Here is a 23,924-nt window from a genome sequence, read left to right on the forward strand (position 1 = left end):
AGGAACAAAGATATGAAAAATTTTATGTGTGAAGATTTTCTTCTAAACAGTGAAACTGCTCGTCAGCTATATCATGAACATGCCGCAGATATGCCGATTTATGATTATCACTGTCATCTTAATCCACGAGAAATTGCTGAAAATCGCCGGTTTGATAATCTTAGTCAGATTTGGTTAGAAGGGGATCATTATAAATGGCGGGCTATGCGCTGTGCGGGTATTGATGAATCGTTGATTACCGGCAAGCAAACCAGTAATGCTGAAAAATATCAGGCATGGGCAAAAACAGTACCGCTAACATTAGGGAATCCGCTTTATCACTGGACTCACTTGGAATTACGTCGTCCATTTGGTATTACCGGGAAATTGTTCGGGCCGCAAACTGCTGATGAAATCTGGCATCAATGCAACGAAAAACTGGCAACACCGGAATTTTCAGCTCGTGGCATTATGCAGCAAATGAATGTGCGTATGGTTGGAACTACGGATGATCCGGTGGATTCTCTGCAATATCACCGCCAAATCGCGACAGATGAGAGTTTCGATATCGAAATATTGCCAAGCTGGCGTCCTGATAGGGTGTTTAAAATTGAGCTGGTGGGTTTCGTTGACTATATCAAACAGCTTGAGGCCGTGGCTGATGTATCGATCGCTGCTTTTGCTGATGTGTTGAACGCGTTGGAGCGTCGGCTTGAGCATTTTGCTGCTCATGGCTGCCGGGCTGCTGATCACGGCATAGAAAATCTACGCTATGTTCCTATTCCTGATGAAACGGTATTAAATGGCATCCTGCAAAAACGGCTGGCAGGGAGAACGCTCTCTGAGCTTGAAATTGCACAGTACACCACGGCGATTCTGGTATGGCTTAGCCGGCAATATGCCGCTCGTGGTTGGGTGATGCAAATGCATATCGGCGCTATTCGCAACAATAATAGCCGTATGTTCCGCTTACTTGGCGCGGATAGCGGCTTTGATTCCATTGGTGATAACAATATCGCTTGGCCATTATCTCGTTTGCTGGACAGTATGGATGTGACGGATGAGTTGCCGAAAACGATTCTTTACTGCTTGAATCCACGAGATAACGAAGTAATTGCAACGATGGCCGGTAACTTTCAAGGTGGCGGTATCGCCGGTAAAGTTCAGTTTGGTTCGGGCTGGTGGTTCAATGATCAGAAAGATGGCATGTTGCGTCAGCTTGAACAACTTTCCCAACTTGGGCTGCTGAGTCAATTTGTGGGTATGTTGACCGATTCTCGTAGCTTTCTTTCATACACGCGGCATGAATATTTTCGTCGCATTCTGTGTAACTTGTTGGGGCAATGGGCAGAAAAGGGCGAAATTCCTAACCACAAAGCTATGTTAGGGCAGATGGTTGAGGATATTTGCTTTAATAACGCCCGTCGTTATTTTGCCTTGCCGGGAGAAAACTCATGAAACAGATTGCATTCCTTGGTGAATGTATGATTGAACTTAATGGCGTCCCTTTTGCTACCATGTATCAGGCTTTTGGTGGTGATGTCCTGAACAGTGCGGTTTATTTAGCACGTGCAAGCCAACAGGAGATTGCCGTTCATTTTGTGACGGCGTTAGGGGTGGATCCCCTCAGTGAAGGGATGATCACTCGTTGGCAAGACGAGGGTATTCGTACCCATCTGGTTTTGCGTGATCCGGCTCATCAACCGGGATTGTATTTGATTCAACTCGATGAACTGGGAGAACGGACTTTTCTGTACTGGCGTAGTGATTCCGCTGCTCGTTATATGGTGCGCCATCCTGATTTCTCTTCGGTTATGCAAGCATTACAGCGGATGGATGCCATTTATCTCAGTGGCATCAGCCTGGCTATTTTGCCTGCTGATGATCGTGAAAAGTTACTAAACTCGTTGGCTGAACTGGCTGCTCAGGGAAAAACCATCGTTTTCGACAGTAATTACCGTCCGACATTGTGGGAAAGTGTGCAGGAAGCCAAGAACTGCTATCAGAAATTACTCGCCTTTACCTCACTGGCACTGGTGACAGATGAAGATGAATGTAAGTTGTGGGGCGATAAATCGGTTACAGCAACCATGATTCGCCTTAAACAAGCAGGCGTTAAAGAAGCTGTTATTAAAGCGGGGCCTGCCGGTTGCTATTATCAGCATTTGATACAGGACACGCCGATTGAGCTAATCCCAACGGCACCGGTTGTTGACGTGGTCGATACTACGGCGGCAGGAGATGCCTTTAATGCTGGGTTTCTGGCAGGATTTTTGATGGATTGCCCAATACAACAAGCGGCAATCATGGGGCATCGTCTGGCTGGTAGCGTTATTCAGCATAAAGGGGCGATTATTCCAGTCAGTGACACTAAGACAGTGACTGATGGTTTCTTTTAACAGTAGGAAAAATCGATGAGACAGATGATTGAGCAGTTGCGCCAGTTAAAAATTGTACCTGTGATTACTGTTGAGCGTGCGGAAGATATTATTCCGCTAGGTAAGGTGTTAGCTGATAATGGTTTGCCGGTAGCGGAAATTACTTTCCGTTCTGCGGCAGCGGCGGAAGCTATTCGTCTGTTGAGAGAGGCTCAGCCGAATATGCTGATTGGTGCGGGAACCGTCCTGAATCGTGAACAAGTGGTTGCTGCGAAACAGGCTGGCGCCGATTTTATGGTTTCTCCGGGTTTTAATCCAAATACGGTCAAAGCCTGTCAGCAATTAAATATTCCTATTATTCCGGGTGTGAATAATCCAAGTGCGATTGAAGGCGCAATGGAATTGGGGTTAAAACTGCTGAAATTCTTCCCGGCAGAACCTTCTGGAGGTTTGCCAATGATTAAAGCAATATTAGCACCTTATACCGAACTGCAAATTATGCCTACTGGAGGTATCGGACCAAACAATATCCGCGATTATCTTGCTGTACCGCGTATTGTGGCGTGTGGTGGTTCATGGATGGTTAGTCAAGCGCTGGTGGATAACCGAAATTGGCAGGAAATTGGCCGCCTGACTCGTGAAGCGGTGGATTTGGTTAATACTTAAGGAGTAGTTATTATTGCATTGGAATAAAATATTATTCCGATAATATGCCAAAGAGAAGAAAGGATTTAGTAAAAATTCTTTTTGGTATTTAATAATTTTCAATTTTGTTAAGTGGTGATATTTGAACTTCTAATGACCTGTTATTTAATTATCTGGTAAGCTTAAGCGGTTAGAAACAGAGCAAGAGAACTCGCCGTTTTTACGGCGGGGAACAGTCACTTCTGTTTGCCTAATGGAAGCATCAGCGTGTATGGCTCCAACGGTGACTGGGCGAAGCCAAGACGCGTATAGAACGTTCGAGCGCTCTCATCAAGTGCGTGGACGATTGTAGCCGAAATGCCCACCTGTTCTGCCGTGCTGGTGACACGCTTCCAAGCATCTTGGAGAAGCAATGCCCCGAGCTTCTTCCCCAGATATTCCACATCGACAGCCAGACGGCCGAGAAGCACTACAGGGATAGGATCTGGCATATCGCGTTTAAGCGATGGTGTAGATTCAATATGATTAATTGAACCGGCGCTTAGACAATAATAACCGATAACGTCTTTTGTACCTTCCTTGCAAATAACAAGTGTGCGGCTCGCGCCGAGCTTATTATTTTTTAAAGCCCGGCGTGAAAGCCATTCGTTTAATGTTTCATGCTGGCAATAAAAATCATTTATATTATGTTCAGCCGTTAATATTTCAGGTGTGCTTATTCCCACGGAGCTTTATATCCCATCAGTTTTTTAAAACCTTCATTATCAGAAAGCGGTTGTTCCAGCATCTGCATGAACACATGGTATTTTTCGTCGTTAACGAAAAAGTGGCGCTGATCGAGTATGGCATCTTCGGCTGCGCGGCAGGCAGCATCCAAGATGAAATCAGTTCGGGTCTTTGAGAGCAGGTTTGCTGCATGGTCAATAAGCTCCCGCTGGAAGGCTTTCGCCCGGATGTTGATCGGGGTTTCTTTAGGTTGTGTTCTCATAAATCACCTGTGTAGCAAATTGGTAGACAGTCATTATAGCGGTTGTGTAATTGATAGATATACATTTAGCGTTTCCATTTGAAATCTTATGAAACGTAAGCATGCTGGGTTACAAATATATATACCCGTCATCTTTCAAGTTACCTCTTTGTTGGCTGCACTCGCTCACCCCGGTCACATCGTTATCTATACTCCCGGGGATTCACTCCCTTGCCGTCGCGATGCATCTTGAAATCCATTGGGTATAGTGGATGGTCTTCTGCTGACTGGCGTCGGCCTAATTTATATGAACGTCAGACACCAGAACAAACTTTGTTAGAATTACCGACAGTGAGCTTGATACCTGAAAATATCTTAATGCAATTGAAACCCAGCTTATGAAAATCGTCGATTAGAGCTAGAACAAATGCAATCGATTATTATGAAACTTTGTGAGTCTCACTATATCCGTATTGATGTATTAAGCATACTACTTAATCGTTCTGCAAAGAATCTCAGACAGCACCATATAAAACCACTGCTTAATAAGCAGAACCTAATGATGGCATTTCCACAAACACCGAATCATCCCAATCAAGGATATACTGTCAAAGCTTTATTACAGAAGGATTGATATTTCTTATGGTAGAACAACAGAGAAGTATTTAATTTATGTAGAAGTATATTCATGAAATATTTTATTTGCGTAAGAATATGAGGGATATAGGTTATAAGAAGGAACTTGAAAATCTGCTTCTTTTTTTGCAGTTATTCTATTAGTCATTCAATCCTTATCGAATAGAAAATAAAATAGATTTATGATAAGGTTTTTCTTTTTTATTTATTATAAAGAATAAACTTTAGATTAGCGATGTTTGATAGTTATAATATGTCATAATCTTAGCACCGATTTATTGATAATAGGCCAATTTTGGCCCAGTATTATATATACCCGTTATCTTTCAAGTTGCCTCTTTGTTGGCTGCACTCACTCACCCCGGTCACATAGTTATCTATGCTCCCGGGGATTCGCTCCCTTGCCGTCGCGATGCATCTTGAAATCCATAGGGTATAAGATAAAAAATAAATAAAGCAAATTGAGGCTCATGGCTCTATATTTCACAACGAGTCGTTATTTGAATAAAATCAGCAGATTCACCGATCTTTATTTCAACATTTACGCCTTTGACCTCATTAATATTATTTATATGAGTGCCTCCGCATGGGATAGTGACCACCGTAGAATCAATTGTAGATTTCCATAATCTGGTATCATTAATCTCTTTTGATTGATATTCAATGGTTATTTCCGCACCCTGAGATAACCAATTATTAAGTGTGTTATTAACTTCCCTATTAATTTTATCTAGGTTTTCAATTAATATATTTTCATCAAATCCTTTCTTTTTGATCGATTTACCAAAGCGATAAGTATCAACGGATTGAAGTTCTGTGATAGAAGATTGGTAAATGGCGGCTTTATCTAAATTATAGTTTCCTAAATCATCGGTATCGTATACTTTAGACCATATATGATTAGTTGCTTTATTCAAAGCAAGAGACATAAAGTGAGCCATCGAGTGTGTGGCACTTACCCTATATCTTGTCTTATCGTTCACAGATAGAGTTACCGTTTTCCCTATGAGATCTCTTTCAGAAATTCCCTGTAAATCAGGTAAGTAGTGTGCTGGCATAATTTTAGCTGGCGGTGTTGCTTGTTTCGTTATTTCCTGGTCTATATATAAATGACCATCAATAAGGCCAGCGGTATAAACTTTTGTCACGGCGAGTTCTTTATCATCTATTGAGATTATGCCATTATCATGTAGTTGGTCTGGCCACTTATAGTTCTTCGGGTAGAACGGACTATCTTGGGTTATCAAAATGGCGCCATCTTCGTATTTCATAACCCCGATAATGTTAGATTCTAACGTCAGGGTTCCCAGCATAAATGAGGCTTCGGCTGTTAATAATTCATTAATATTCATATCTATAATCATGTAATATCTCGCTAGTTATAATTTGGGGGGGACCTATTGCTACCAAGTCGTTTGTTAATTTTATTCCCTAAAAATAACTTAAGAATTTGTTTTTATTTGAATTTTTAGTTAATCAAAGAGATAGTTGGCAGTAGTATCAAATATGATTATTCTCATCTCCGTATATTAATCAAAGATAGAATTAAAAAAGCCGTATCAATATGTATGTAATAGCTTTATTTATAGGCTATTTTAGGTATTATTGCAAATGGAAAAGTCACATGTTTTAAATGTTTTGTTTACATGATCAATTGCTATTTTCAGAGTAAAATTTGTTGATTAGTTATCAAAATAATTTTTTGGACCAAAAAATAGACAGTCGAACTAATGAGGTATACGATACATACACCTGATATCTGATAAGAGGAAATAAATATGGTTGCTATGGTAAGAATTAATATAGATTTACCGGAAGAAACGATTAGGAAGCTTGAGATTTTGAAGGAACGTTCTCCTGATAAGTCACGTGCTGCACAGATCCGAAAAGCAATAGATGCTTATCTTGATGCTAATATTTCAGAACAGAATAATAGTGCTTTCGGTTTGTGGGGGGATAAAAAATCGGATGGATTGGAATATCAAAATAATTTACGCAAGGAGTGGCAATGACTGCTATGAAGTCGTTATTTGATACTAAATATTTATAGGATATTGACGGTATGATTGCAAGTATTGCATAACATAAGGTTTAAAGATCATGCCAATGAGATTATGAATGGCTTAAAGGAATACGGGCCTATTTGCTCGTAGCGTAGTTATGTTGCACTTACTATCTATGAGAAACTGTGACATCTATTATCTTTTTCTATTGACATATTAGTTATATTAATGAAAATGTCTATGTTGTAATGACTATTCTATAGGTGGCTAAGGAGTTCTATTATGGATTATCTGTCATACAAAAAACAGGCTGATCATGTTATAGCAAAAAACATAGATAATGTAACAAGAAAATCTGCACCAATTGTATATTCAACTATGGAGGATATTTATTTAGGTTTAGTTAGATTGAGAAACTCTCAAGCTTTTTTGTATAAAGATATTTATGGTAAGCAGATATCCAATGAAGACCAGAGAATGATTGATGCAGCTATTAAGACGATTTTTAAAAAAGGAGATGTCATTTATGATATTGTGTTTACAATCATAAATACAATGTATGATTTTATTCCTGAGAGAACACAAAGAATTATATCTGAGAAATTTAATTTAGTAGTAGCAACATATGGCGTTCAAACAGCAACAAAGATTAGTGTAGCTACTGCAATAACAAGTTTAATATCGGTTAAGATAAATGCACTTCCATCTGTAAAGGCAAAAATAGCAACATTTTTAAACATATCAATAAACTCCCTTGCTATTTATGGGATCTTTGAAAAAGCAGCTAGATCTGCACGAAAATTAAAAATAGAATCCCCTGTGACATATTTAGCCTTAAAGAAAAAGGGGTTAGAAATGCTTTATTTTTTGGTTGAACCATACATGTCGAAATTAATAAATATTTATAGAAAAAATATCATAACCTTAGAAGATGAAAAATTACTTTTAGATGAAATAGAAAGACTAATTTACCTTTAACTTAACATGAGATAATTGGTGAAGAAAAATGGACTTGATTAAATCTTTTGTAATAGATCTTGTTGGAATTTTCATAACATTTGCTCTTTGTTTAGCATGGTTTGTAATTACCCCAGAAGGGTTTGGTATAATTGGAGGGATAATTATTCTTATAGCGTCGTATTTTGTTACAATAAAAGTAAAGAAAAAACTGTTGAAGTTAAAATAACTTCAACAATAAGGTATGGCATTGATTAATAATGTGTTAGTACACTCTATCATCCCATATGCTATAGCCTGAAGTTCCAGCTATGTGGTGTTTCCATGTTATGCTTTTGTATGCTAGAGAAATAGTTTCAAATGGTATTGCATTTGAACTGTCTATACTGTGAGGATAATTAGCACATATATCAACAATAGAAGCATCTCTTAACTCAACGGTGTAGAACTTTTCCATAACACCAAAAGAATTAATTCTGTAAAAATCAAAAAAAGCATTTAAAACTTCATTATTAGAAATAGCTATGCCAAGTAGAGGAGATGATTTATCTATTATTTTTATGAAATCTACTGGGTGATGATCAGAATTTTGTTCTCTAGTTAGACTATGAACGAAAGATAAAACTTGAATTTCATCTTCATGTCCAATTTGATATCTATTTCCTATGGAGTCAGATGTTGAACACCCTGATGATATTAACCCTTGTTTGCGGCCAGTTAGTTTTAAGTAAATAGAAAAGCTCATATAAACATCCTATATTAATCCCATAACAGTTAATAGAAGTGTCTATATTATCTCCATAATACAAAAGAATCAAAAGTATTATTTATATAAGAATCTTAAAATGTTCGTAGGTTAATTGCTCCAACATGGAGAATAGGGCAGTATTTTACACTTAATATATATAATATTTTGCTAATTTTTGTGTCAATTTTGAGTTGGAAAGACTAATATAACGTTTAAAGGAAAAATAGGACGTAAGTTCAACGTAATAAAAACCGCGAGAAAGTTTTTAATATTCTCGCGGTAGTCGCGTTTTCTAAACTGGAAGATCAATGATTTTCTGTGAAGAAAAATCAAATCTCGCTACGTGGTTTATCATTCTCCGCCAACCATGCTGCAACGCGCTGCTTCTGTTCTTCATTCAGCCACATACCCAATTTGGTCCGGCGCCAGATTGCGTCATCCAGTTCAACAACCCACTCATTATCAACCAGATAACGAAGCTCTGCTTCATACAAACCGTGGCCGAAAGATTCACCCAGATCTGCCAGATTATTAGCACCTTGCAGAATCAGTTCGCTGTTGCTGCCGTAAGTACGCGCATAACGTACAGCAACACCTTCCGGTAACCAGTTGTAACGTTTACGCAATAAACGGGCATAACCATCACGATCGCACCCTTCCAGATTACCCCCCGGTAACTGACCATTTTTGGTCCAGGCTTTTCCGGCATTGGGATAATATTGCATGAGCTTCTCGGTTGCGTGTTCTGCCAGCTTACGGTAAGTAGTTAATTTACCGCCGAACACAGACAGTAATGGTGCTTTGCCCTGTTCATCATGAATGTCAAGGGTATAGTCGCGCGTAATTGCCTGAGGTGAATCGGATTCATCATCGCACAGTGGACGTACGCCAGAATAGGTCCAGACGATATTGTCACGGCTAAGTTGTTTCTTGAAGTGGTCGTTGTAAACTCTCAGCAGATAATTAATCTCTTGATCGTCAATCTTCGCTTCTTTTGGATCACCTTGATATTCTACATCGGTGGTTCCGATAATGGAAAATTCATCCATCCAAGGAATAACAAATACGATACGGTGATCTTCGTTTTGCAGAATATAAGCTTGCGGCTCATCATGCACTCTTGGCACCACAATATGGCTGCCTTTGATCAGGCGAATACCATAAGGTGATTTCAATTTCAGGCCATCGTCAAAGAATTCTTTAACCCAGGGGCCGGTAGCATTAACCAGACCTTTTGCACGCCAAGTATAGGTCTTACCTGTACGCAGATCTTCGGCTTCGACCATCCAACCCTCTTGTTCGCGCCATGCACGGGTCACTTTTGTTCGGGTACGGACTTCCCCGCCACGTTTTTTGACTTCTTGAGCGTTAAGGACAACTAAACGAGCATCATCAACCCAGCAGTCAGAATATTCAAAGCCACGGACCAATTCTGGTTTCAGAACAGAATTGGCACCGAATTTTAGCCCTTTACTGCCAGGCAGGCTGACACGTTTGCCCAAATTGTCATAGAGGAACAGTCCAATACGGATCATCCATGCTGGACGCAAATGTGGCTGGTGCGGCAGGCGGAAACGCATCGGAAAAGCGATGTGTGGTGCAAGGTTCAGTAAAACTTCACGTTCTGCCAGCGCTTCGCTGACCAGACGGAATTCATAATGTTCTAGATAGCGTAAGCCACCGTGGATCAGTTTTGAACTGGCGGATGATGTGGCTTTGGCTAAGTCTTGTGCTTCCAGCAACAGAACAGAGAGTCCCCGGCCAGCAGTATCTGCCGCAATTCCGGCACCGTTGATCCCGCCGCCGATCACAATCAAGTCTTTAGTCTCCATGCATCCCCCTAAAATGTTCGAAATAGTTCTTTAATGCTCGCTTTCGCTCAAGATTGTAATCAGAAATCGATCAATAGCCAACTATTTGCTAAGAAAAAATATGTTCACGTGATATAGATAACAAATATTACCTTATCCATATGATTTACATGGTATTAATGAAGAAGCTAAAAGATGGTGTAATTGTGGAACGGCAAGGAGATAGGGGATAGTGCTATCCCCTGAATATAGAAAAAATTCTTAGCAGAGTTCGAGCTGCACGTTATATTGCTCAATCACTTTCTGGATGCTTGGCGGGGGAAGTTGGTCAGTAAATAGATGATCAATGAGATTCATGTTACCCAGATTAACCATAGCATTGCGGCCAAATTTAGAATGGTCAGTGACTAACATAACACAACGGGAGTTTTCGATAATTGCGCGCTTTATGCGTACTTCATGGTAATCAAATTCCAGTAATGAGCCATCCATGTCAATGCCACTGATGCCGAGAATGCCGTAATCAAGCCGAAACTGAGAAATAAAATCCAGTGTGGCTTCACCGATAATCCCGCCATCACGGGAACGAATCTCCCCACCCGCCAGAATTAAACGAAAGTCTTCTTTTGTCATCAACAGGGTAGCGACATTGAGGTTGTTAGTGACAATCCGCAGAGCTTTATGATTTAACAGTGCGTGAGCGACAGCTTCGGGTGTGGTGCCAATATCAATAAACAGCGTTGCGCCATCCGGGATATGGCTAGCAACACGTTGCGCAATACGTGCTTTCTCTTCTGACCACATGATCTTGCGGTCATGATAGGCAGTATTAACCGAACTTGATGGCAATGCGGCACCGCCGTGATGCCGCTGTATTTTGTTTTTATCTGCCAAGTCGTTCAAATCACGGCGGATAGTCTGGGGGCTGACATTAAAGTGTTCAACCAACTCTTCAGTGCTGACGTAGCCCTGAAGGCGTACCAGCTCAACTATTGCATCATGCCGTTGAGTTTGCTTCACGATAGTCCTCTAAGTGTCTAAAAGTGTCGGTTATTATTTTTGAATGTATGACGGTTATCCCACAACGCCATCAGTAAACCGATAATTAAACCGGAGAAATGGGCGGCGTTGGCAATCGATAGTCCAAATGCATCGAAGTATCCAACAATCAGCCAGAAGATCGAAAAAGCCATCAAACCACGGGGAACACCGATACCACGTTCGGGAGCACGTTCACCGGTTAGCCAGACATAACCAATTAAAGCGTAAACAACCCCAGAAAGGCCGCCAAAATGAGAACCACTGAATAATGATTGTCCCCAGCCGCTGAAAACAGCGGAAACAATCATAATGACAAACAGTTTTCCTGTACCGAGGTGCTTTTCTGTTTGCCCGCCAAGATACCACCACCACATGAGATTAAAGATGATATGCAGTAGTGAGAAGTGCAGTAAGCCGTGAGTGACCCAACGCCATAGTTCCATATGTTGGCTATCGTCAGGCCATGCCAGCCAAGACATCACCTGATCATCACCGGCAAATTGCATCCAGAGATAAACGACGATATTTAGGAACAAAACCGTGATGGTTAACGGACCTGCCTGACGACTTAAATATTGCCAATTCAGATTATTGTGGTACTTCAATGGGTGATTCACATCGCCAGATTGCCAACTGGCCGCTTGATAACGTTCATTTAGCGGATCGCGGGTAAATTGCTCTAGCTCTTGTTGAACTAGAGTAAGTTTAGTGTCATCTTCCAGCCATAGTTCGACGTGTTGCCCATCGTGACTGGGGCGCATAGTGAGATGGACCTGATGGGTTGCCATATAATCGATAAAGGCTTGCGCTAGACGCGGGTTTGAAATAGCGATTACGCGGATCATGAGGTGTGTTATGCCGGATTAGGTAAGGAGTCAACAGCGTGAGGATAGTCTCTGCGCCAAGCTTCAAAACCGCCATTAATGCTGTAGACAGCTTCAAAACCGATGTTTAATAAATACTGAGCGGCATTCTGGCTGCTATGACCGTGATAACACATAACCATAACCGGCTGCTCGAAATTGGCCTGTAACATAAATTCATTCAATGTGTCGTTGGTTAAATGAAAAGCATTACATGCATGACCCGCCCGGAAACTCTGTGGATCGCGGATATCCACCATAATGGCGGATTTATCCTGCCAGTGTTGATAAGCCTGCTCAGGGCTGATGGTTTGAAAATGTTCCATATATATTTTGACTTGCTCTTGAAAACTTAGAGATTATCCCGTTAGATTATTATTGTAATAATGTTTTCCCGACGATTATCCGAGCGGGAAAATTTGTTATCAGTAATAAGTGATCAGTAATACGTTATTAGTAATAAGAATGTTCACCGCGTTGGTGTTCAGTCAAGTCTTTTACCCCTTTTAGTTCCGGGAACATGTTCAGCAACTCTTTTTCAATCCCTTCTTTCAGGGTGACATCAACCATTGAACAGCCATTACAGCCGCCGCCGAATTGAAGGATAGCAAAACCATCATCCGTGATTTCCATCAGGCTAACGCGGCCACCGTGACCGGCTAACTGTGGATTAATTTGTGACTGCAAAACGTATTCCACACGTTCGACAAGTGGGGAATCATCAGAAACTTTACGCATTTTGGCGTTAGGGGCTTTTAATGTTAGCTGAGAGCCTAACTGATCGGTGACAAAATCAATTTCAGCTTCTTCAAGGAAAGGGGCGCTCAGTTCGTCAACGTAAGCTGACAGTTGATCAAATTTCAATTCAGTATCTGTTGCTTCAACAGCATCAGGCGGGCAGTAAGATACGCCGCACTCAGCGGTAGGTGTGCCTGGATTGATGACAAATACACGAATTTGTGTACCCGGTTCTTGGTTTGCCAGTAATTTGGCAAAATGAGCTTGTGCTGCTTCAGTAATATTAATCATATCATTTGCTCAATAGTTGACTGCTATAGTTGGTTATAATACGCCCATTCTCGTATTGACTACAAGGTTCGACAAATCGCCCAGACCTGCACTGAATGGGCACCAGCACGAATTAACAAACGGGAAATTTCAGTCATGGTCGCACCGGTGGTAATCACATCATCAAGTATGGCGACATGTTGTCCTGCGACGGAGCCACAAAGCTGAAATGCTTTCCTGAGATTAATTTTACGCCGTGCTGCCGATAAATTTCTTTGCGGTAGTGTAGCATGCGTCCGCTGTAGAAAGCTTTGCTGGTAATCGCATTGTAGCCATTCTGATAACTGCTTTGCCATTAATACACTTTGATCAAATCCCCGTTTCCAGCGCCGGCGTCGATGCAGTGGCACACTGAGCAGAATGTTGGGTTTATACCATCGTCCATCACGATAGCCCTGTTGCCAGTGCAGCAGAAACAGACGCGCCAGAACTGACGCAAGTTGTGGGGTACCGTGATATTTATAGCGACGAATCAGGCCACTCAGTGGTGGGCAGTAGTCGGTAATCGCTATCATATTTTCCCATAGAGGCGGTTTTTTGAGGCAGCGTCCACAAGGCAGTGAAGAGAGTTCTGAGGGTAGAGCGCAGCACGGGCACATGTTTGTCAAACGTTTCAGCCGCTTGTTGCAAAAACTGCATACTCCATGATGTGGAAACCAAAGAGGCTGACGGCATAGCCAACAGTACCCAACCATTGTTAGCATAGGTTTCTTCCTTGATGGCAAATAAAGTTGAGAATAACAATGGCTGATCTATTTTGGCAGACTTCTGCGGGAGATTCGCGTGATCTTGTGTTGCTGCACGGATGGGGGCTGAATGCGGAAGTTTGGCGTTCCATTGAAATGCGATGCGCTCCGCATTTTCGTTTGCATCTGGTGGATTTACCGGGTTATGGCCGTAGCCAGAAATATGGCCCGATGAATCTTGCTGACATGGCGGATGAAGTTTGGCGATATGCGCCTGAAAATGCGCTATGGCTAGGTTGGTCGTTGGGAGGATTAGTTGCCAGCCGGATTGCCCTTGACCATCAGGATAAGGTTGCCGGATTAATTACCGTGGCTTCTTCACCGCATTTTAGCGCAGAAAGTGACTGGCCGGGGATTAAGCCGGAGGTTTTGCGCGATTTCGAACATCAGCTTAGTGAAGATTTCCAGCGCACAGTTGAGCGTTTTCTTGCTTTACAGACATTAGGCACAGATAGCGCCCGTCAAGATGCGCGATTGTTGAAATCTGTTGTGCTGGCGCAGCCGATGCCTTCTGTCGAAGTGCTGCATGTTGGTCTGGAAATTTTGCGTACCGAAGATTTAAGGGAGCCTTTGGCTGATCTTGCCATCCCATTCCTGCGGATTTACGGTTATCTGGATGGGTTGGTGCCAAGAAAAATCCTCAATATTCTTGATGAAAAATGGCCGAGTTCAGTTTCAGCTATGATGCGTCATGCCGCTCATGCGCCTTTTATTTCTCATCCTGATGAGTTTGTTGGGTTGTTGACTGATTTTGCTAGTAGAGAAGCATTGTAAGGTTGATGAGATAACAGATTTTTATTGGCGTAGTTTGGAAAAGTGAAGCGTCCGCCGAGTGAATGCGGCGGCTCAATGTTAGTTCTTCTGACGATTAGATAAATCATAGGGATTCAATTTGTTACTAAGAAAGGCAAATTCTATCTTTTAATTCCATATATTTTCCTTGTCCCATCCTGAGGGAATTCCCATTGAATGAGTTAAAATATTTATATAACTGTATTTATTTATGAGATTTTTAAATTCAACTTCGAACTTTTCTGATGGGCTTATCAAAGTCTTAGACATTATTTTTATAGTAAACAGCGAATTCCTGAGTAGATTTCTCCATGAGCGCTTTTATTTCCATTCTTTCCTGATATGGTGCTTTATTTGGTGTGAATACATCATCACTGAGATACCAAAAAGGGTCGTTTAGATACTTTGTTATGATTTGGTCAAAAATACTTTTTGCTTTAACTTCTATTCTTAATATGTATTTGTTACATAGTTCTATTAATTCACAGTCAAACAAATATAAGTCAAAGCCATTTTTAAATTCAGTACCTGGCAAATATTCTTTCGTTGAATGATTTAAATAAGGATATAAGTATGATTTGAATCTATACCAATTAATTAGGGATAGCGCTTTCTCAGCGAAAACTTTATTAAAGGGATGAGTAAATAAAACACCTTTATCCTCAAGATGAATATTTACCAGCTCTGCTGGAGTTAAGAAAGGTTTGTTATAAACAGAAATTTAATAGAATCTCATATGATTAGTGTTGAGAAAGTGTTATTAACAAAATAATTCTACTAAGTTTTTTCTGTACATGAAAAAAACCCGCTGATCTCGTCGGTGGATTGACGCTATCGCGGGTGTTGATATTCACAATCTATAGTATCTTTTCAGCAAGGTCAGGTGATGACTACCTCACATTGAATTGATTATTTTTTTAATTAACCTCAGATCTGTTTAAAGGGCAGTTAGCTCAGAGTTTAGTGATACTACTAAATAGATATATTAAATAAAAGCAAAGTGGGCAATGAGATTAATACGAGAAAATATTATTCAATCTTTTATGTGGTATGTATTTGAATGATTTTTAAAGGCAATATATCAACCTAAAGTTTAAAAATGAGACATCATGGACTATCAACCTCTAGCTAGCTAATATAAAACTTTAAAAACCAAGGATAGGTGTAAAAATTTATTTATACCTATCCTCACTTGGGTGATAACTGATGAAAAAGTACATTAGTATAGGTGTCCACGAACTTGATACTTATCTTGATTACGCTATTTTAAGCATCATAGCTATATATAGCCTGCATGCTACTCCATCCGAAATGGGGATATTGGGTGCTTGCTTCGCTGCTCCATTTCTGGTGGCAAGTAGATTATTCGGCAAGCTGTTTGACAAAGGAAATGTATTAAATTGGAGGACATTGTTGTTCTTTATTAATGGCATTACCATGCCTTTTCTATCTGTAGCTGATCCAATTATATTTCTTTATGTTATTACATTAATCAAGACAACCTGTCGGTGTGGGCTTGGAATATCAAACACAAAATTGAATGTAGATAATAATGAATCTCAAAGATTTTATGAGATTTATGGATATATTACCAACTTTAGCAGAATAATCATTCCATTGCTTGTTGTATATCTAAACACAAACTATGGGTTATGGTTTGTCCTGTTATTATCAATGGCATTTAATCTGGTCGGCATGTTGACATCGTACTTTGATAATACTTCTCGGCTTGATGTAAATAAAAGTATAAATGTTACTGCTGTAGAACGTTTCTCATTCGTACAGCAATTGCGAAATAAACCGGATTTATATTTACTTGTTTCGGCCTATACTTTGTCAAACTTAGCCTTTTTTCTTAGCAATGATATGCTCGGTATCTTCTTCGAGAAGATTGGGCAAAATCAAAGTAGTATAGGCTACATAATTTCACTTCTCGGGGTCGGTGGCATAGTCGGAACGCGAGTTTCTGGCTGGTTACTTAAAAGGTTGTCAGCCAAGAATGTCTTATTATTTTCCGTTATGGCTAATTTTGTGGCTTTTTGGGGATTTGGTTTTTTAGACGCAAAAACATATCACTATGCTACATATTATTTATTGGTTTTTCTCGTTGGTATCGCCTCTGGTGTGACGTTTTTCGCAATTAGATACGGTGTAAGAAATATTATTGGTTTTGAGCACGTAGGAAAAGCTACAGGAGATATACAGAAGATTTCATCTGTAGTGGCAATTTTGATGCCAATTATTGGTGGGTATATTGCAAAACTCATTTCTATCGAATTCACTTTTAGATTAACAAGCATCTTGCTTGCTGTGATATTTCTGTATTTTTTATTTAAAAAGCATAAATTAACTGAGGAGAGGAATAAATATGTACAACCAAAATAAGCTTAGTAATATTGATTTTATCAATGCAAAACACTATGACTTGTACTTGAAAGGAAAAACTAAGCAAACATGGGATAGCAATCTGAATTGGAACTTGGCCGGGAGAGATTTGATCCCTGAAAGCTTATACGAGATAGCTATAGTCGTTGCGAGTTTATCTGTTCATGTTGAAATTTTGGGAATGCAAAATGCTGTGGAGTTACTGCTTCAATGTGGTGATTTTTCGTTGAAAATAGGACTAGCCCAAGCTGTTAATGATGAAGCCAGACACTCTGAACTTTTCGCGAAATATGCAATTTTAGCAAATGGCAGCATAAAGGATTTACCGAAAACTAGGGATATATGTATTGAACACTTTGCCAAATTAAGAAGTTTTGATGAAACATTTCTCAGTCATGTTTTTCTTGAGAATGGTGCTCTAGAGCAATTTAACATTTTTATTCACGCTTTCGGTGATAAAAGCTTAATCGGCCAGATATATAAGGGAGCAATGCAGGATGAAGCGAGACATGTTCAAATGGGAATTACATACTTTAGGGAGCTTATCGAGCAGTCACCCGCTAAAAAAGAAATGGTTATATACCCGTCATCTTTCAAGTTGCCTCTTTGTTGGCTGCGCTCGCTCACCCCGGTCACATAGTTTGCTATGCTCCCGGGGATTCACTCCCTTGCCGTCGCGATGCATCTTGAAATCCATAGGGTATAGATCATCTGACTACTTTTAAGAAAATATTGCACGTTAATAAAGATGGGGTTAACTGGCTGTCAGATATCAGCGGTATCCCGGCTGATGAAATTGAAACCAGAATTAAAAACCGACATGATAACTTCATTAATAAAATAATGGAGAGATGATTAATGTTCAATGGTGTTCATGTTATCGAAAATGCAATAACAGAACGAGAAATAAATATTATTTACAGATATTTAGCTATCTCAGAAAATTTAGGTCATTTAAAGGGGAATAATGACTCAACCAGAGCCCATATGTATTATGCCACACCTTATTTTGAAGCCATGCTGAGCCATTACTGTGATTTAGTATCAGACATTGTAAATGAAAAAGTATATCCGAGTTATTCTTTTTTATGGAATTATAAAAAGGAATATGCACTTCCAAAGCATAAGGATAGAAACTCTGTAGATTACATTATCTCGATTGGCATACATACTAAAGAGGAAGCTGATTGGAGTTTATACGTAGAAAACAAACCGGTAAATATGAAATCTGGTGACCTTCTGATTTTAGACGGGAAGAAATTTGAACACTGGAGAGAGCCTTGTCCATATAAAAATAGATTACAACTTATTTTGTGTTATACACGGGATTTATCATTAAGATTCGATAAAAGGTTACATCTTGGTTACGATCCTGTACCTGAAGTTATCACATCACCTTTTAAAGAAAAACTAAGTATCGACGATGATTATATAAAGGAGCTAAGTACTTACTATGTGTAATGGCCGATATAAATTTATAGAGACATATATTTTTTTGACGGGAGATCTGTGATCCGAAATTTTCAAGATGAATATGATAATCTGGTGACCTTTGGTTTTATGGTAAAAGGTAAATATCGCTGGCTTGCGGAAACTACTGAGCATTTTAGGATTTATAGTGGAGAAGCCTATTTTATCATTGAGGGAAAGAGGACATTAGTACAATCTGATGATGAAATTATTGTTCCTAAAAATTTAACCTTTGAAGTCGAAGTAACAGAACATTTAGATTATAGGTGCTTTTATGATTAATTTAGGAATTATTGACACAGGATTAATGGCAAAAGTCATAGCTAAGAGTTGTGCTAATATTGGTGTTAAAATTTATTCTGTATTATCAAGAAGTAAAAATAACGCAGAATCATTTTGTGGCGAGTTCTGTAGCAGAAAAGGAAAAGGCTACAATGTACCTGAAGCTTTTTTCGAAGATCCGGGACTGGATGCAGTTTATATTGCAACTCCCAGTTCAACAAAAGAGTTTTATATGAGATTATGTCTCGAGTATAAAAAGCATACTTTAGTTGAAAAGCCTTTGCCTTCATCTGTGTTTCTCTCGGAATTTATTGAACGCTCAAAAGAGAGAAATATTATTTGGATGGATGCAACGCACTTTGTGCATAATGAGTTATATAATTCATTACCGAAACTAATAAATAAACATGTGGGCAAAATTGTCAGAATCGACTCAAATTTTTTTTGGCCGAGTACTGATTATTCACATATAAAATTTAACCTTTATCTTGAGGATAAAGGTGCCCTTGGCGATCTTGGTTGATACCCTATTCGTATGATTTTATCGCTTATTGAAAGAAAAGAGATATCTAAATTAAACTCATTTGTTTTGAAGAAAGAGACAGGAGCTATTCTCGAATTTAATGCTATAGGTTTAACAAGCTCTAATATAACTTTCAGTATAGCTTCATCCTATCGGGGTTCTACAGCTAGGCAGGAAGTAACAATATCTGGTGAAAAGGGCGAGATTAGCATTCAAGATTTTGTAATGCCATATTGCGGCTCCTTTGTCTATGGTAAGATGCTGCCATTTTTGAGAGTAAAAATGACATCGGGACTAAAGCCATTGGTTGATAAGGAATATAAAAAAATATTCCTTAAAGATCTACAACATCACAGAATGGTATATAATTTTATTGATTTCATCAAAGGAAATAAAGACAAATATATACTTGATGAACTTCAAAAAAAATCTTTAGATGCTATAAGACTGATTGAAACCATACAATGTCAATCAGATTCTCTGCAAATTTAAACTAAAACAAATGGAAAAAATATGGAGAATCTCAGTAGTTATTTTGATTTTATATATCAGGATATTGCTATTCCTTTTTTTAAAAGATTAACTGTGTTTTTTGCACCAAGTCATGGGTTGTTCATTGGCTATTTGTTTATGGCTTTTTTGATTGCCGTTTTGTTTTATTCCTATAAAAATAAATCGGTCAATCCATTAAAAGTCAGCAAAATAGTAGTTAAAGCGCATAAATTAACATCTAAATCATCAAAGGATGATTTCATTTTTTATTTTGTCGACAAGATAGTGTTTGGATTTACATATTCCCTTATTTTATCGTCAGCTTTATTATTTAAAGAAGGAACTATAAATCTCCTGTCATTCATTGGCATTCCTCATTTTCATGTTATTCCTGGCATAGCTCTCAACTTGGTTTTGACTTTAGGAGCAATTATTGTTTTTGACTTTGCAGTTTTTTTCGAACATTTTATATCTGATAAAATCAGGGTGTTGTGGGAATTCCATAAAATTCATCACATTGCTGAAAATCTTACACCTTTAACTGCTTATAGGTCGCACCCTGTAAATCAAGGATCTTTTATTCTGATAGCAAGTTTATTTACAGGTGTATATGCAGGTGGAGTGTCTTATTTTTTCAATGCTCAGAACGAGTATATTCTTTTTGCTGGGCAAAATGTATTTATGTTTTTACTTCTTATGTTTGGTTTGAATTTACAACATTCTATGGTTTACTTAAGATATCCTCCTTTTATTAGAGATATTCTTGTTAGCCCTGCATATCACCAATTACATCATAGTAGTTCTGTTAAACACCATGATAAAAATTTTGGTTTTATTTTTTCATTTTGGGATCGCTTATTTAAAACACAAATTATGCCTCAGGCAGATGAAGTGTTGACTTTTGGTGCAACTGGCGAAAAATACGATGATTATTCTGGTGTGAAAAATATGTATGTAACTCCTTTTAAACGAGTTGTAAAACGACTGAAGAAAATGATTGTAGGTCTCCGGTAGCAGTCCCTGTAAATACACACTTTTGTCAAGTGCGTTAGAGCGACGAATATACTGCTATCCATTGTGTATCCTGTAATTAACTGAATTTGTTAAAACGAATGAAAGAAGTTAAACGGAGTCTTAAAAATGTCTGATAATGATTACGATATTATCCCGTTTTCTGAAGCTAAAACGCTTCTCTTAGAAGACGTCGCGACTCTGGCAGCATATAACGATATCCAGATCCGCAAAAAATTGATGAAACAGCTTAAAGATGCACGTAAAACGTTACATCTTACTCAACAAGATGTTGCTCAGAAGATTGGTACTCAGAAGCAAAACATTAGTCGTATGGAAAATGGTAAGAGTGTGCCAAATCTGGATACTTTAAGCCGCTATGCTGCTGCGCTTGGGGGAGAATTTGTTTTTCAAATGCCTGTAAATCAATAGACTGTATGTGTTTAGTTATGACTTATGACTTTTTGGACCAACAGATATTGACAAACCCCACTTTAAAAAAATGGGGTTTGTCTCAAACTAACTATATATGTTAGCCATTCTATAAATGGCTCAACACTCCCCAGCGATCCGATAAACCGCCATATCACATTTCTGTGCTTCAGGGCATTGTTTGCAACCCCCGCTTAGGCAGGCAGTTGCATCAACCTTTTCCAATTTGCCCATCACTGTAAGTTGTTCAAGCATCGCTTCTACCATCGATAATGAAGCAGAAAGCTGGTGGCTCAGCAATTTAGCATCTGCCCGTCCATTCAGAGCAACGGCATCCCTTACTTGTAATAGGCTAATCATTTTCAACTCCTAGTGACAGTTTCCACTGGAGCAGTGGCAGCTATTTCCCGGGTTGCTGATTAACTTCATCGTCACACGGCTGCGTGCTCGACGCAGGAAGTAGAACACTAGCGCGTTAAATATGACGACGGTCAGAATGGTAATCAGGCCGCTTTGTGGATGTTGTGAGAAAGTCACCATCTGGTAGAACAAAGCTGAAATTGAATAAGCCACGTTCAGTCCCCACAGAATGGAGAATGTCATCCAACCACGGCTTGTTTCACGAGCAATCGCGCCCATCACCGAAACACAAGGTACATATAACAGAACAAAGATCAGATAACTGTAAGCTGAAATAGCGGAGCCAAATTTGGCGCTCATGGTTCCCATAGAACCGCTATCTATCTCACCGTCACCTTTATTAGCTTCGATTGGGTTGGCAAGCACGCTCAGAGTGAAGGTATCTTTCAAACTATCCCAAGTTTCACCAACTGCATCTTTCAGTTCAGCAAATAGGTTGAACTCATCTGCATTAAACGGTTCATTAGCAATGTTTTCTGCGGTATACAGCGTATTTAGTGTCCCAACTACCACTTCTTTTGCCATAGCACCAGTTATCAAACCAACAGTTGCTTGCCAGTTATCAGAGTGAACGCCAATTGGCTGTAACACAGGCGTAATAACCTTGCTGACTGAAGCCAGAGCGGATTGGTTGATGCTATCCACCGCCTTACCAGAGAATGAGAAGCTGTTGAGTGCACCGATGAACATACTGGCGATAACGATTACTTTACCGGCACGGATAACAAAACCTTTCAGGCGTTGCCAGGTTTGCAGAAGCAAGGTTTTTAGATGTGGAATATGGTAAACCGGGAGTTCCATAACAAACGGTGAAGCTTCGCCACGCATAATGGTGTATTTCAACATCAGGCCAGTCAGAATAGCGACGACAATGCCCAATATATAAAGGGAAAAAACAATGGTTGCCCCGTTTTTGCCAAAGAATGCGGCGGCAAATACGGCAAAGATGGCTAATCGTGCACCGCAAGACATAAAGGGGGCCATCATAATCGTGATCAAGCGTTCACGCGGCGCATCCAGCGTTCTCGCCCCCATAATGGATGGGACGTTACAACCGAAGCCAACGATCAACGGGACAAACGATTTACCCGGTAGTCCAAGAACTTGCATCAGACGATCCATGACAAATGCCGCCCGCGCCATATAACCGGAGTCCTCAAGAAAAGAGAGGAATAAATACATCATGCCGATTTGTGGTACCAGCGGCAAAACGGTGTTGATACCACCACCGATGCCTTGCGCGAGGAAAACCGTCAGCCATTCTGGAAAACTTAAGGTATGCCCAAGCCATTGAACCCCATGAATGAAAATAGCGACAGAACCACTGTCAAAGATAGGTTGTAGCGCACCACCGATATTAATTGCCAGCACGAACATTAAATACATAACTGCCAGGAAAATAGGTACGCCTAACCAACGATTAAGGATAATTCTGTCAATTGCCTGAGTGAGTTTGTTTGGCATGGCTTTTTGGGTATCAATCACGGCCATGCACAATGTATTGATGCTTTGATAGCGCGCATCGGCAATCACCAGTTCGGGCTCTTCATGTTGCTGTTGTTGCAAGCGTTCTTTGGATTCAATCAGCATTGAGGTAGCAAGACCGGAACGTTCCAGGCTGTAAATATCCCCTTCAAGCATCTGAAGCGCTAGCCAGCGGCGTTGTTGAGCATGAAAATTGTCTGACATTGCACCAGATAACGTCTCAATTTCTTGCAACAGGCAATCAGGGTAGTGAATCAGTGACTGCCCGGAATTCTGCTTATGGCGGTCAATTGCCCGTTTCAGCTCATTTAGTCCCGTTGCTCGGGTTGAAACCATTGGAATGACTGGACAGCCGAGGCGTTGTTCCAGTTCAGCAATATCAATTTGGATATGCTGACTGTCAGCGATATCCAGCATATTAAGCGCAACGATGCATGGAATACCTAATTCCAACAGTTGTAACGTCAGATAGAGATTTCGCTCAAGGTTAGAAGCATCTACGACGTTAATCAGCATGTCAGCATCACCGCTCAGGATATAGTGGCAGGCTATCTGCTCATCCAGTGATGTTTGCTCAGAAATCGTGGTTAGAGAGTAGGTTCCCGGCAGGTCAACTAACTCAATTTTGTGTTCCACGGTGGTAAAACGGCCAACTTTTCGTTCTACTGTAACGCCAGCCCAGTTGCCTACACGTTGTCGGGCGCCAGTAAGTTGGTTAAATAATGTTGTTTTGCCGGCATTAGGGTTGCCAATTAGGCCAATGGTCAGTGCTTTCATGTTTTTGGTGCCA

Annotated in this window: 29 protein-coding genes; 16 read left to right on the top strand and 13 right to left on the bottom strand. The window is 39.9% G+C overall.

Annotated features, from left to right (window positions below; genetic code table 11):
* Positions 1-12: 12 nt before the first annotated feature.
* The 3 genes from uxaC to LG003_RS13005 are packed head-to-tail and all read left to right on the top strand — an operon-like array spanning position 13 to position 3,023.
* On the top strand, positions 13-1,437 hold the full coding sequence (uxaC, locus tag LG003_RS12995) for a glucuronate isomerase (protein ID WP_262980909.1): 1,425 nt from the start codon (positions 13-15) through the stop codon (positions 1,435-1,437).
* Positions 1,434-2,378 carry a sugar kinase gene (locus LG003_RS13000; protein WP_262980910.1) on the top strand — a complete coding sequence of 315 codons (945 nt, stop codon included), beginning with the start codon at positions 1,434-1,436 and terminating at the stop codon, positions 2,376-2,378. The genes uxaC and LG003_RS13000 overlap by 4 nt, the downstream gene beginning before the upstream one ends.
* Positions 2,379-2,393: 15 nt before the next feature.
* On the top strand, positions 2,394-3,023 hold the full coding sequence (locus LG003_RS13005) for a bifunctional 4-hydroxy-2-oxoglutarate aldolase/2-dehydro-3-deoxy-phosphogluconate aldolase (protein WP_262980911.1): 630 nt from the start codon (positions 2,394-2,396) through the stop codon (positions 3,021-3,023).
* Between the two features lie 215 nt (positions 3,024-3,238).
* Here the strand turns inward: LG003_RS13005 and LG003_RS13010 are convergent, their stop codons facing one another.
* A complete protein-coding gene (locus LG003_RS13010; RefSeq protein ID WP_262980912.1) occupies positions 3,239-3,727 on the bottom strand; it encodes a GNAT family N-acetyltransferase in 489 nt (162 codons plus the stop codon).
* Entirely contained in the window at positions 3,718-3,990 is a 273-nt protein-coding gene (locus tag LG003_RS13015; RefSeq protein WP_046396352.1) for a type II toxin-antitoxin system TacA family antitoxin, read from the bottom strand. The genes LG003_RS13010 and LG003_RS13015 overlap by 10 nt, the downstream gene beginning before the upstream one ends.
* Positions 3,991-4,078: 88 nt before the next feature.
* On the opposite strand from LG003_RS13015, the gene LG003_RS13020 reads away from it, so the two are divergent.
* Together LG003_RS13020 and LG003_RS13025 are read left to right on the top strand one after the other, a co-directional pair.
* A complete protein-coding gene (locus tag LG003_RS13020) occupies positions 4,079-4,222 on the top strand; it encodes a hypothetical protein (protein ID WP_262980913.1) in 144 nt (47 codons plus the stop codon).
* 174 nt (positions 4,223-4,396) lie between these two features.
* Positions 4,397-4,603 carry a hypothetical protein gene (locus LG003_RS13025; RefSeq protein WP_262980914.1) on the top strand — a complete coding sequence of 69 codons (207 nt, stop codon included), beginning with the start codon at positions 4,397-4,399 and terminating at the stop codon, positions 4,601-4,603.
* A 478-nt stretch (positions 4,604-5,081) separates the two neighbouring features.
* Here the strand turns inward: LG003_RS13025 and LG003_RS13030 are convergent, their stop codons facing one another.
* Positions 5,082-5,957 (bottom strand): hypothetical protein, encoded by an 876-nt coding sequence (locus LG003_RS13030; protein ID WP_262980915.1) that lies wholly within the window; start codon positions 5,955-5,957, stop codon positions 5,082-5,084.
* Positions 5,958-6,383: 426 nt separating this feature from the next.
* On the opposite strand from LG003_RS13030, the gene LG003_RS13035 reads away from it, so the two are divergent.
* Together LG003_RS13035 and LG003_RS13040 are read left to right on the top strand one after the other, a co-directional pair.
* Positions 6,384-6,617, top strand: a complete 234-nt coding sequence (locus tag LG003_RS13035; RefSeq protein WP_232832401.1) for a ribbon-helix-helix protein, CopG family — start codon at positions 6,384-6,386, stop codon at positions 6,615-6,617.
* A gap of 273 nt (positions 6,618-6,890) precedes the next feature.
* Positions 6,891-7,586: a hypothetical protein gene (locus LG003_RS13040; protein WP_112878449.1), complete on the top strand. Its 696-nt coding sequence runs from the start codon at positions 6,891-6,893 to the stop codon at positions 7,584-7,586.
* 244 nt (positions 7,587-7,830) lie between these two features.
* Here the strand turns inward: LG003_RS13040 and LG003_RS13045 are convergent, their stop codons facing one another.
* The 7 genes from LG003_RS13045 to gntX all read right to left on the bottom strand — a co-directional run bounded on the left by LG003_RS13045 (position 7,831) and on the right by gntX (position 13,800).
* The gene (locus LG003_RS13045) at positions 7,831-8,310 is read right to left on the bottom strand and encodes an Hcp family type VI secretion system effector (protein ID WP_112878447.1); all 480 of its coding nucleotides are present in this window, start codon (positions 8,308-8,310) and stop codon (positions 7,831-7,833) included.
* Between the two features lie 332 nt (positions 8,311-8,642).
* Entirely contained in the window at positions 8,643-10,145 is a 1,503-nt protein-coding gene (gene glpD / locus LG003_RS13050) for a glycerol-3-phosphate dehydrogenase (RefSeq protein ID WP_262980916.1), read from the bottom strand.
* A 240-nt stretch (positions 10,146-10,385) separates the two neighbouring features.
* The gene (locus LG003_RS13055) at positions 10,386-11,144 is read right to left on the bottom strand and encodes a DeoR/GlpR family transcriptional regulator (RefSeq protein WP_112878445.1); all 759 of its coding nucleotides are present in this window, start codon (positions 11,142-11,144) and stop codon (positions 10,386-10,388) included.
* Between the two features lie 17 nt (positions 11,145-11,161).
* The gene (glpG, locus tag LG003_RS13060; protein ID WP_262980917.1) at positions 11,162-12,010 is read right to left on the bottom strand and encodes a rhomboid family intramembrane serine protease GlpG; all 849 of its coding nucleotides are present in this window, start codon (positions 12,008-12,010) and stop codon (positions 11,162-11,164) included.
* Positions 12,011-12,018: 8 nt separating this feature from the next.
* On the bottom strand, positions 12,019-12,354 hold the full coding sequence (glpE, locus tag LG003_RS13065; RefSeq protein WP_112878443.1) for a thiosulfate sulfurtransferase GlpE: 336 nt from the start codon (positions 12,352-12,354) through the stop codon (positions 12,019-12,021).
* Positions 12,355-12,481: 127 nt separating this feature from the next.
* Entirely contained in the window at positions 12,482-13,057 is a 576-nt protein-coding gene (gene nfuA / locus LG003_RS13070) for a Fe-S biogenesis protein NfuA (RefSeq protein ID WP_112878442.1), read from the bottom strand.
* A gap of 59 nt (positions 13,058-13,116) precedes the next feature.
* The gene (gntX, locus tag LG003_RS13075) at positions 13,117-13,800 is read right to left on the bottom strand and encodes a DNA utilization protein GntX (RefSeq protein ID WP_112878441.1); all 684 of its coding nucleotides are present in this window, start codon (positions 13,798-13,800) and stop codon (positions 13,117-13,119) included.
* A 39-nt stretch (positions 13,801-13,839) separates the two neighbouring features.
* Here gntX and bioH point away from each other — a divergent pair, with 39 nt between their 5' ends.
* A complete protein-coding gene (gene bioH, locus LG003_RS13080) occupies positions 13,840-14,616 on the top strand; it encodes a pimeloyl-ACP methyl ester esterase BioH (RefSeq protein ID WP_112878440.1) in 777 nt (258 codons plus the stop codon).
* 280 nt (positions 14,617-14,896) lie between these two features.
* On the opposite strand, the gene LG003_RS13085 is transcribed toward bioH, so the two are convergent.
* Complete coding sequence (locus LG003_RS13085; protein WP_112878439.1) at positions 14,897-15,355, bottom strand: Abi family protein; 459 nt, start codon at positions 15,353-15,355, stop codon at positions 14,897-14,899.
* 485 nt (positions 15,356-15,840) lie between these two features.
* Between LG003_RS13085 and LG003_RS13090 the strand changes: the two genes are divergently transcribed.
* From LG003_RS13090 to LG003_RS13125, 8 genes are all read left to right on the top strand, one after another.
* Positions 15,841-17,019 (top strand): MFS transporter, encoded by a 1,179-nt coding sequence (locus LG003_RS13090; RefSeq protein WP_112878438.1) that lies wholly within the window; start codon positions 15,841-15,843, stop codon positions 17,017-17,019.
* A complete protein-coding gene (locus tag LG003_RS13095) occupies positions 17,003-17,659 on the top strand; it encodes a ferritin-like domain-containing protein (protein ID WP_262980918.1) in 657 nt (218 codons plus the stop codon). The genes LG003_RS13090 and LG003_RS13095 overlap by 17 nt, the downstream gene beginning before the upstream one ends.
* Positions 17,660-17,877: 218 nt before the next feature.
* Entirely contained in the window at positions 17,878-18,480 is a 603-nt protein-coding gene (locus tag LG003_RS13100) for a hypothetical protein (RefSeq protein WP_112878436.1), read from the top strand.
* A 48-nt stretch (positions 18,481-18,528) separates the two neighbouring features.
* Positions 18,529-18,771, top strand: coding sequence for a pyrimidine/purine nucleoside phosphorylase (locus LG003_RS13105; RefSeq protein WP_262980919.1), 243 nt, complete (start codon positions 18,529-18,531; stop codon positions 18,769-18,771).
* Entirely contained in the window at positions 18,764-19,294 is a 531-nt protein-coding gene (locus tag LG003_RS13110) for a Gfo/Idh/MocA family protein (RefSeq protein WP_262980920.1), read from the top strand. The genes LG003_RS13105 and LG003_RS13110 overlap by 8 nt, the downstream gene beginning before the upstream one ends.
* Before the next feature lie 12 nt (positions 19,295-19,306).
* On the top strand, positions 19,307-19,786 hold the full coding sequence (locus tag LG003_RS13115) for a hypothetical protein (protein WP_112878433.1): 480 nt from the start codon (positions 19,307-19,309) through the stop codon (positions 19,784-19,786).
* 21 nt (positions 19,787-19,807) lie between these two features.
* Positions 19,808-20,800 (top strand): sterol desaturase family protein, encoded by a 993-nt coding sequence (locus LG003_RS13120; protein WP_262980921.1) that lies wholly within the window; start codon positions 19,808-19,810, stop codon positions 20,798-20,800.
* A 126-nt stretch (positions 20,801-20,926) separates the two neighbouring features.
* Entirely contained in the window at positions 20,927-21,229 is a 303-nt protein-coding gene (locus LG003_RS13125; protein WP_262980922.1) for a helix-turn-helix domain-containing protein, read from the top strand.
* A gap of 120 nt (positions 21,230-21,349) precedes the next feature.
* Here LG003_RS13125 and LG003_RS13130 read toward each other — a convergent pair whose 3' ends face one another.
* Together LG003_RS13130 and feoB are read right to left on the bottom strand one after the other, a co-directional pair.
* Positions 21,350-21,589, bottom strand: coding sequence for a FeoC-like transcriptional regulator (locus LG003_RS13130; RefSeq protein WP_112879610.1), 240 nt, complete (start codon positions 21,587-21,589; stop codon positions 21,350-21,352).
* A gap of 9 nt (positions 21,590-21,598) precedes the next feature.
* Positions 21,599-23,911: a Fe(2+) transporter permease subunit FeoB gene (feoB, locus tag LG003_RS13135; protein ID WP_262980923.1), complete on the bottom strand. Its 2,313-nt coding sequence runs from the start codon at positions 23,909-23,911 to the stop codon at positions 21,599-21,601.
* Positions 23,912-23,924 lie beyond the last annotated feature (13 nt).

The sequence above is a fragment of the Photorhabdus kleinii genome (genome assembly GCF_025384885.1).
GTDB lineage: Bacteria > Pseudomonadota > Gammaproteobacteria > Enterobacterales > Enterobacteriaceae > Photorhabdus > Photorhabdus kayaii.

Bases quoted from the DNA above. Each gene is read 5' to 3' on its own strand.
- uxaC (WP_262980909.1), top strand. From the start codon at position 13: ATGAAAAATTTTATGTGTGAAGATTTTCTTCTAAACAGTGAAACTGCT.
- LG003_RS13000 (WP_262980910.1), top strand. From the start codon at position 1,434: ATGAAACAGATTGCATTCCTTGGTGAATGTATGATTGAACTTAATGGC.
- LG003_RS13005 (WP_262980911.1), top strand. From the start codon at position 2,394: ATGAGACAGATGATTGAGCAGTTGCGCCAGTTAAAAATTGTACCTGTG.
- LG003_RS13015 (WP_046396352.1), bottom strand. From the start codon at position 3,990: ATGAGAACACAACCTAAAGAAACCCCGATCAACATCCGGGCGAAAGCC.
- LG003_RS13020 (WP_262980913.1), top strand. From the start codon at position 4,079: ATGAAACGTAAGCATGCTGGGTTACAAATATATATACCCGTCATCTTT.
- LG003_RS13025 (WP_262980914.1), top strand. From the start codon at position 4,397: ATGCAATCGATTATTATGAAACTTTGTGAGTCTCACTATATCCGTATT.
- LG003_RS13030 (WP_262980915.1), bottom strand. From the start codon at position 5,957: ATGAATATTAATGAATTATTAACAGCCGAAGCCTCATTTATGCTGGGA.
- LG003_RS13035 (WP_232832401.1), top strand. From the start codon at position 6,384: ATGGTTGCTATGGTAAGAATTAATATAGATTTACCGGAAGAAACGATT.
- LG003_RS13040 (WP_112878449.1), top strand. From the start codon at position 6,891: ATGGATTATCTGTCATACAAAAAACAGGCTGATCATGTTATAGCAAAA.
- LG003_RS13045 (WP_112878447.1), bottom strand. From the start codon at position 8,310: ATGAGCTTTTCTATTTACTTAAAACTAACTGGCCGCAAACAAGGGTTA.
- glpD (WP_262980916.1), bottom strand. From the start codon at position 10,145: ATGGAGACTAAAGACTTGATTGTGATCGGCGGCGGGATCAACGGTGCC.
- glpG (WP_262980917.1), bottom strand. From the start codon at position 12,010: ATGATCCGCGTAATCGCTATTTCAAACCCGCGTCTAGCGCAAGCCTTT.
- glpE (WP_112878443.1), bottom strand. From the start codon at position 12,354: ATGGAACATTTTCAAACCATCAGCCCTGAGCAGGCTTATCAACACTGG.
- nfuA (WP_112878442.1), bottom strand. From the start codon at position 13,057: ATGATTAATATTACTGAAGCAGCACAAGCTCATTTTGCCAAATTACTG.
- gntX (WP_112878441.1), bottom strand. From the start codon at position 13,800: ATGCTAACAATGGTTGGGTACTGTTGGCTATGCCGTCAGCCTCTTTGG.
- bioH (WP_112878440.1), top strand. From the start codon at position 13,840: ATGGCTGATCTATTTTGGCAGACTTCTGCGGGAGATTCGCGTGATCTT.
- LG003_RS13090 (WP_112878438.1), top strand. From the start codon at position 15,841: ATGAAAAAGTACATTAGTATAGGTGTCCACGAACTTGATACTTATCTT.
- LG003_RS13095 (WP_262980918.1), top strand. From the start codon at position 17,003: ATGTACAACCAAAATAAGCTTAGTAATATTGATTTTATCAATGCAAAA.
- LG003_RS13100 (WP_112878436.1), top strand. From the start codon at position 17,878: ATGTTCAATGGTGTTCATGTTATCGAAAATGCAATAACAGAACGAGAA.
- LG003_RS13110 (WP_262980920.1), top strand. From the start codon at position 18,764: ATGATTAATTTAGGAATTATTGACACAGGATTAATGGCAAAAGTCATA.
- LG003_RS13115 (WP_112878433.1), top strand. From the start codon at position 19,307: ATGATTTTATCGCTTATTGAAAGAAAAGAGATATCTAAATTAAACTCA.
- LG003_RS13120 (WP_262980921.1), top strand. From the start codon at position 19,808: ATGGAGAATCTCAGTAGTTATTTTGATTTTATATATCAGGATATTGCT.
- LG003_RS13125 (WP_262980922.1), top strand. From the start codon at position 20,927: ATGTCTGATAATGATTACGATATTATCCCGTTTTCTGAAGCTAAAACG.
- LG003_RS13130 (WP_112879610.1), bottom strand. From the start codon at position 21,589: ATGATTAGCCTATTACAAGTAAGGGATGCCGTTGCTCTGAATGGACGG.
- feoB (WP_262980923.1), bottom strand. From the start codon at position 23,911: ATGAAAGCACTGACCATTGGCCTAATTGGCAACCCTAATGCCGGCAAA.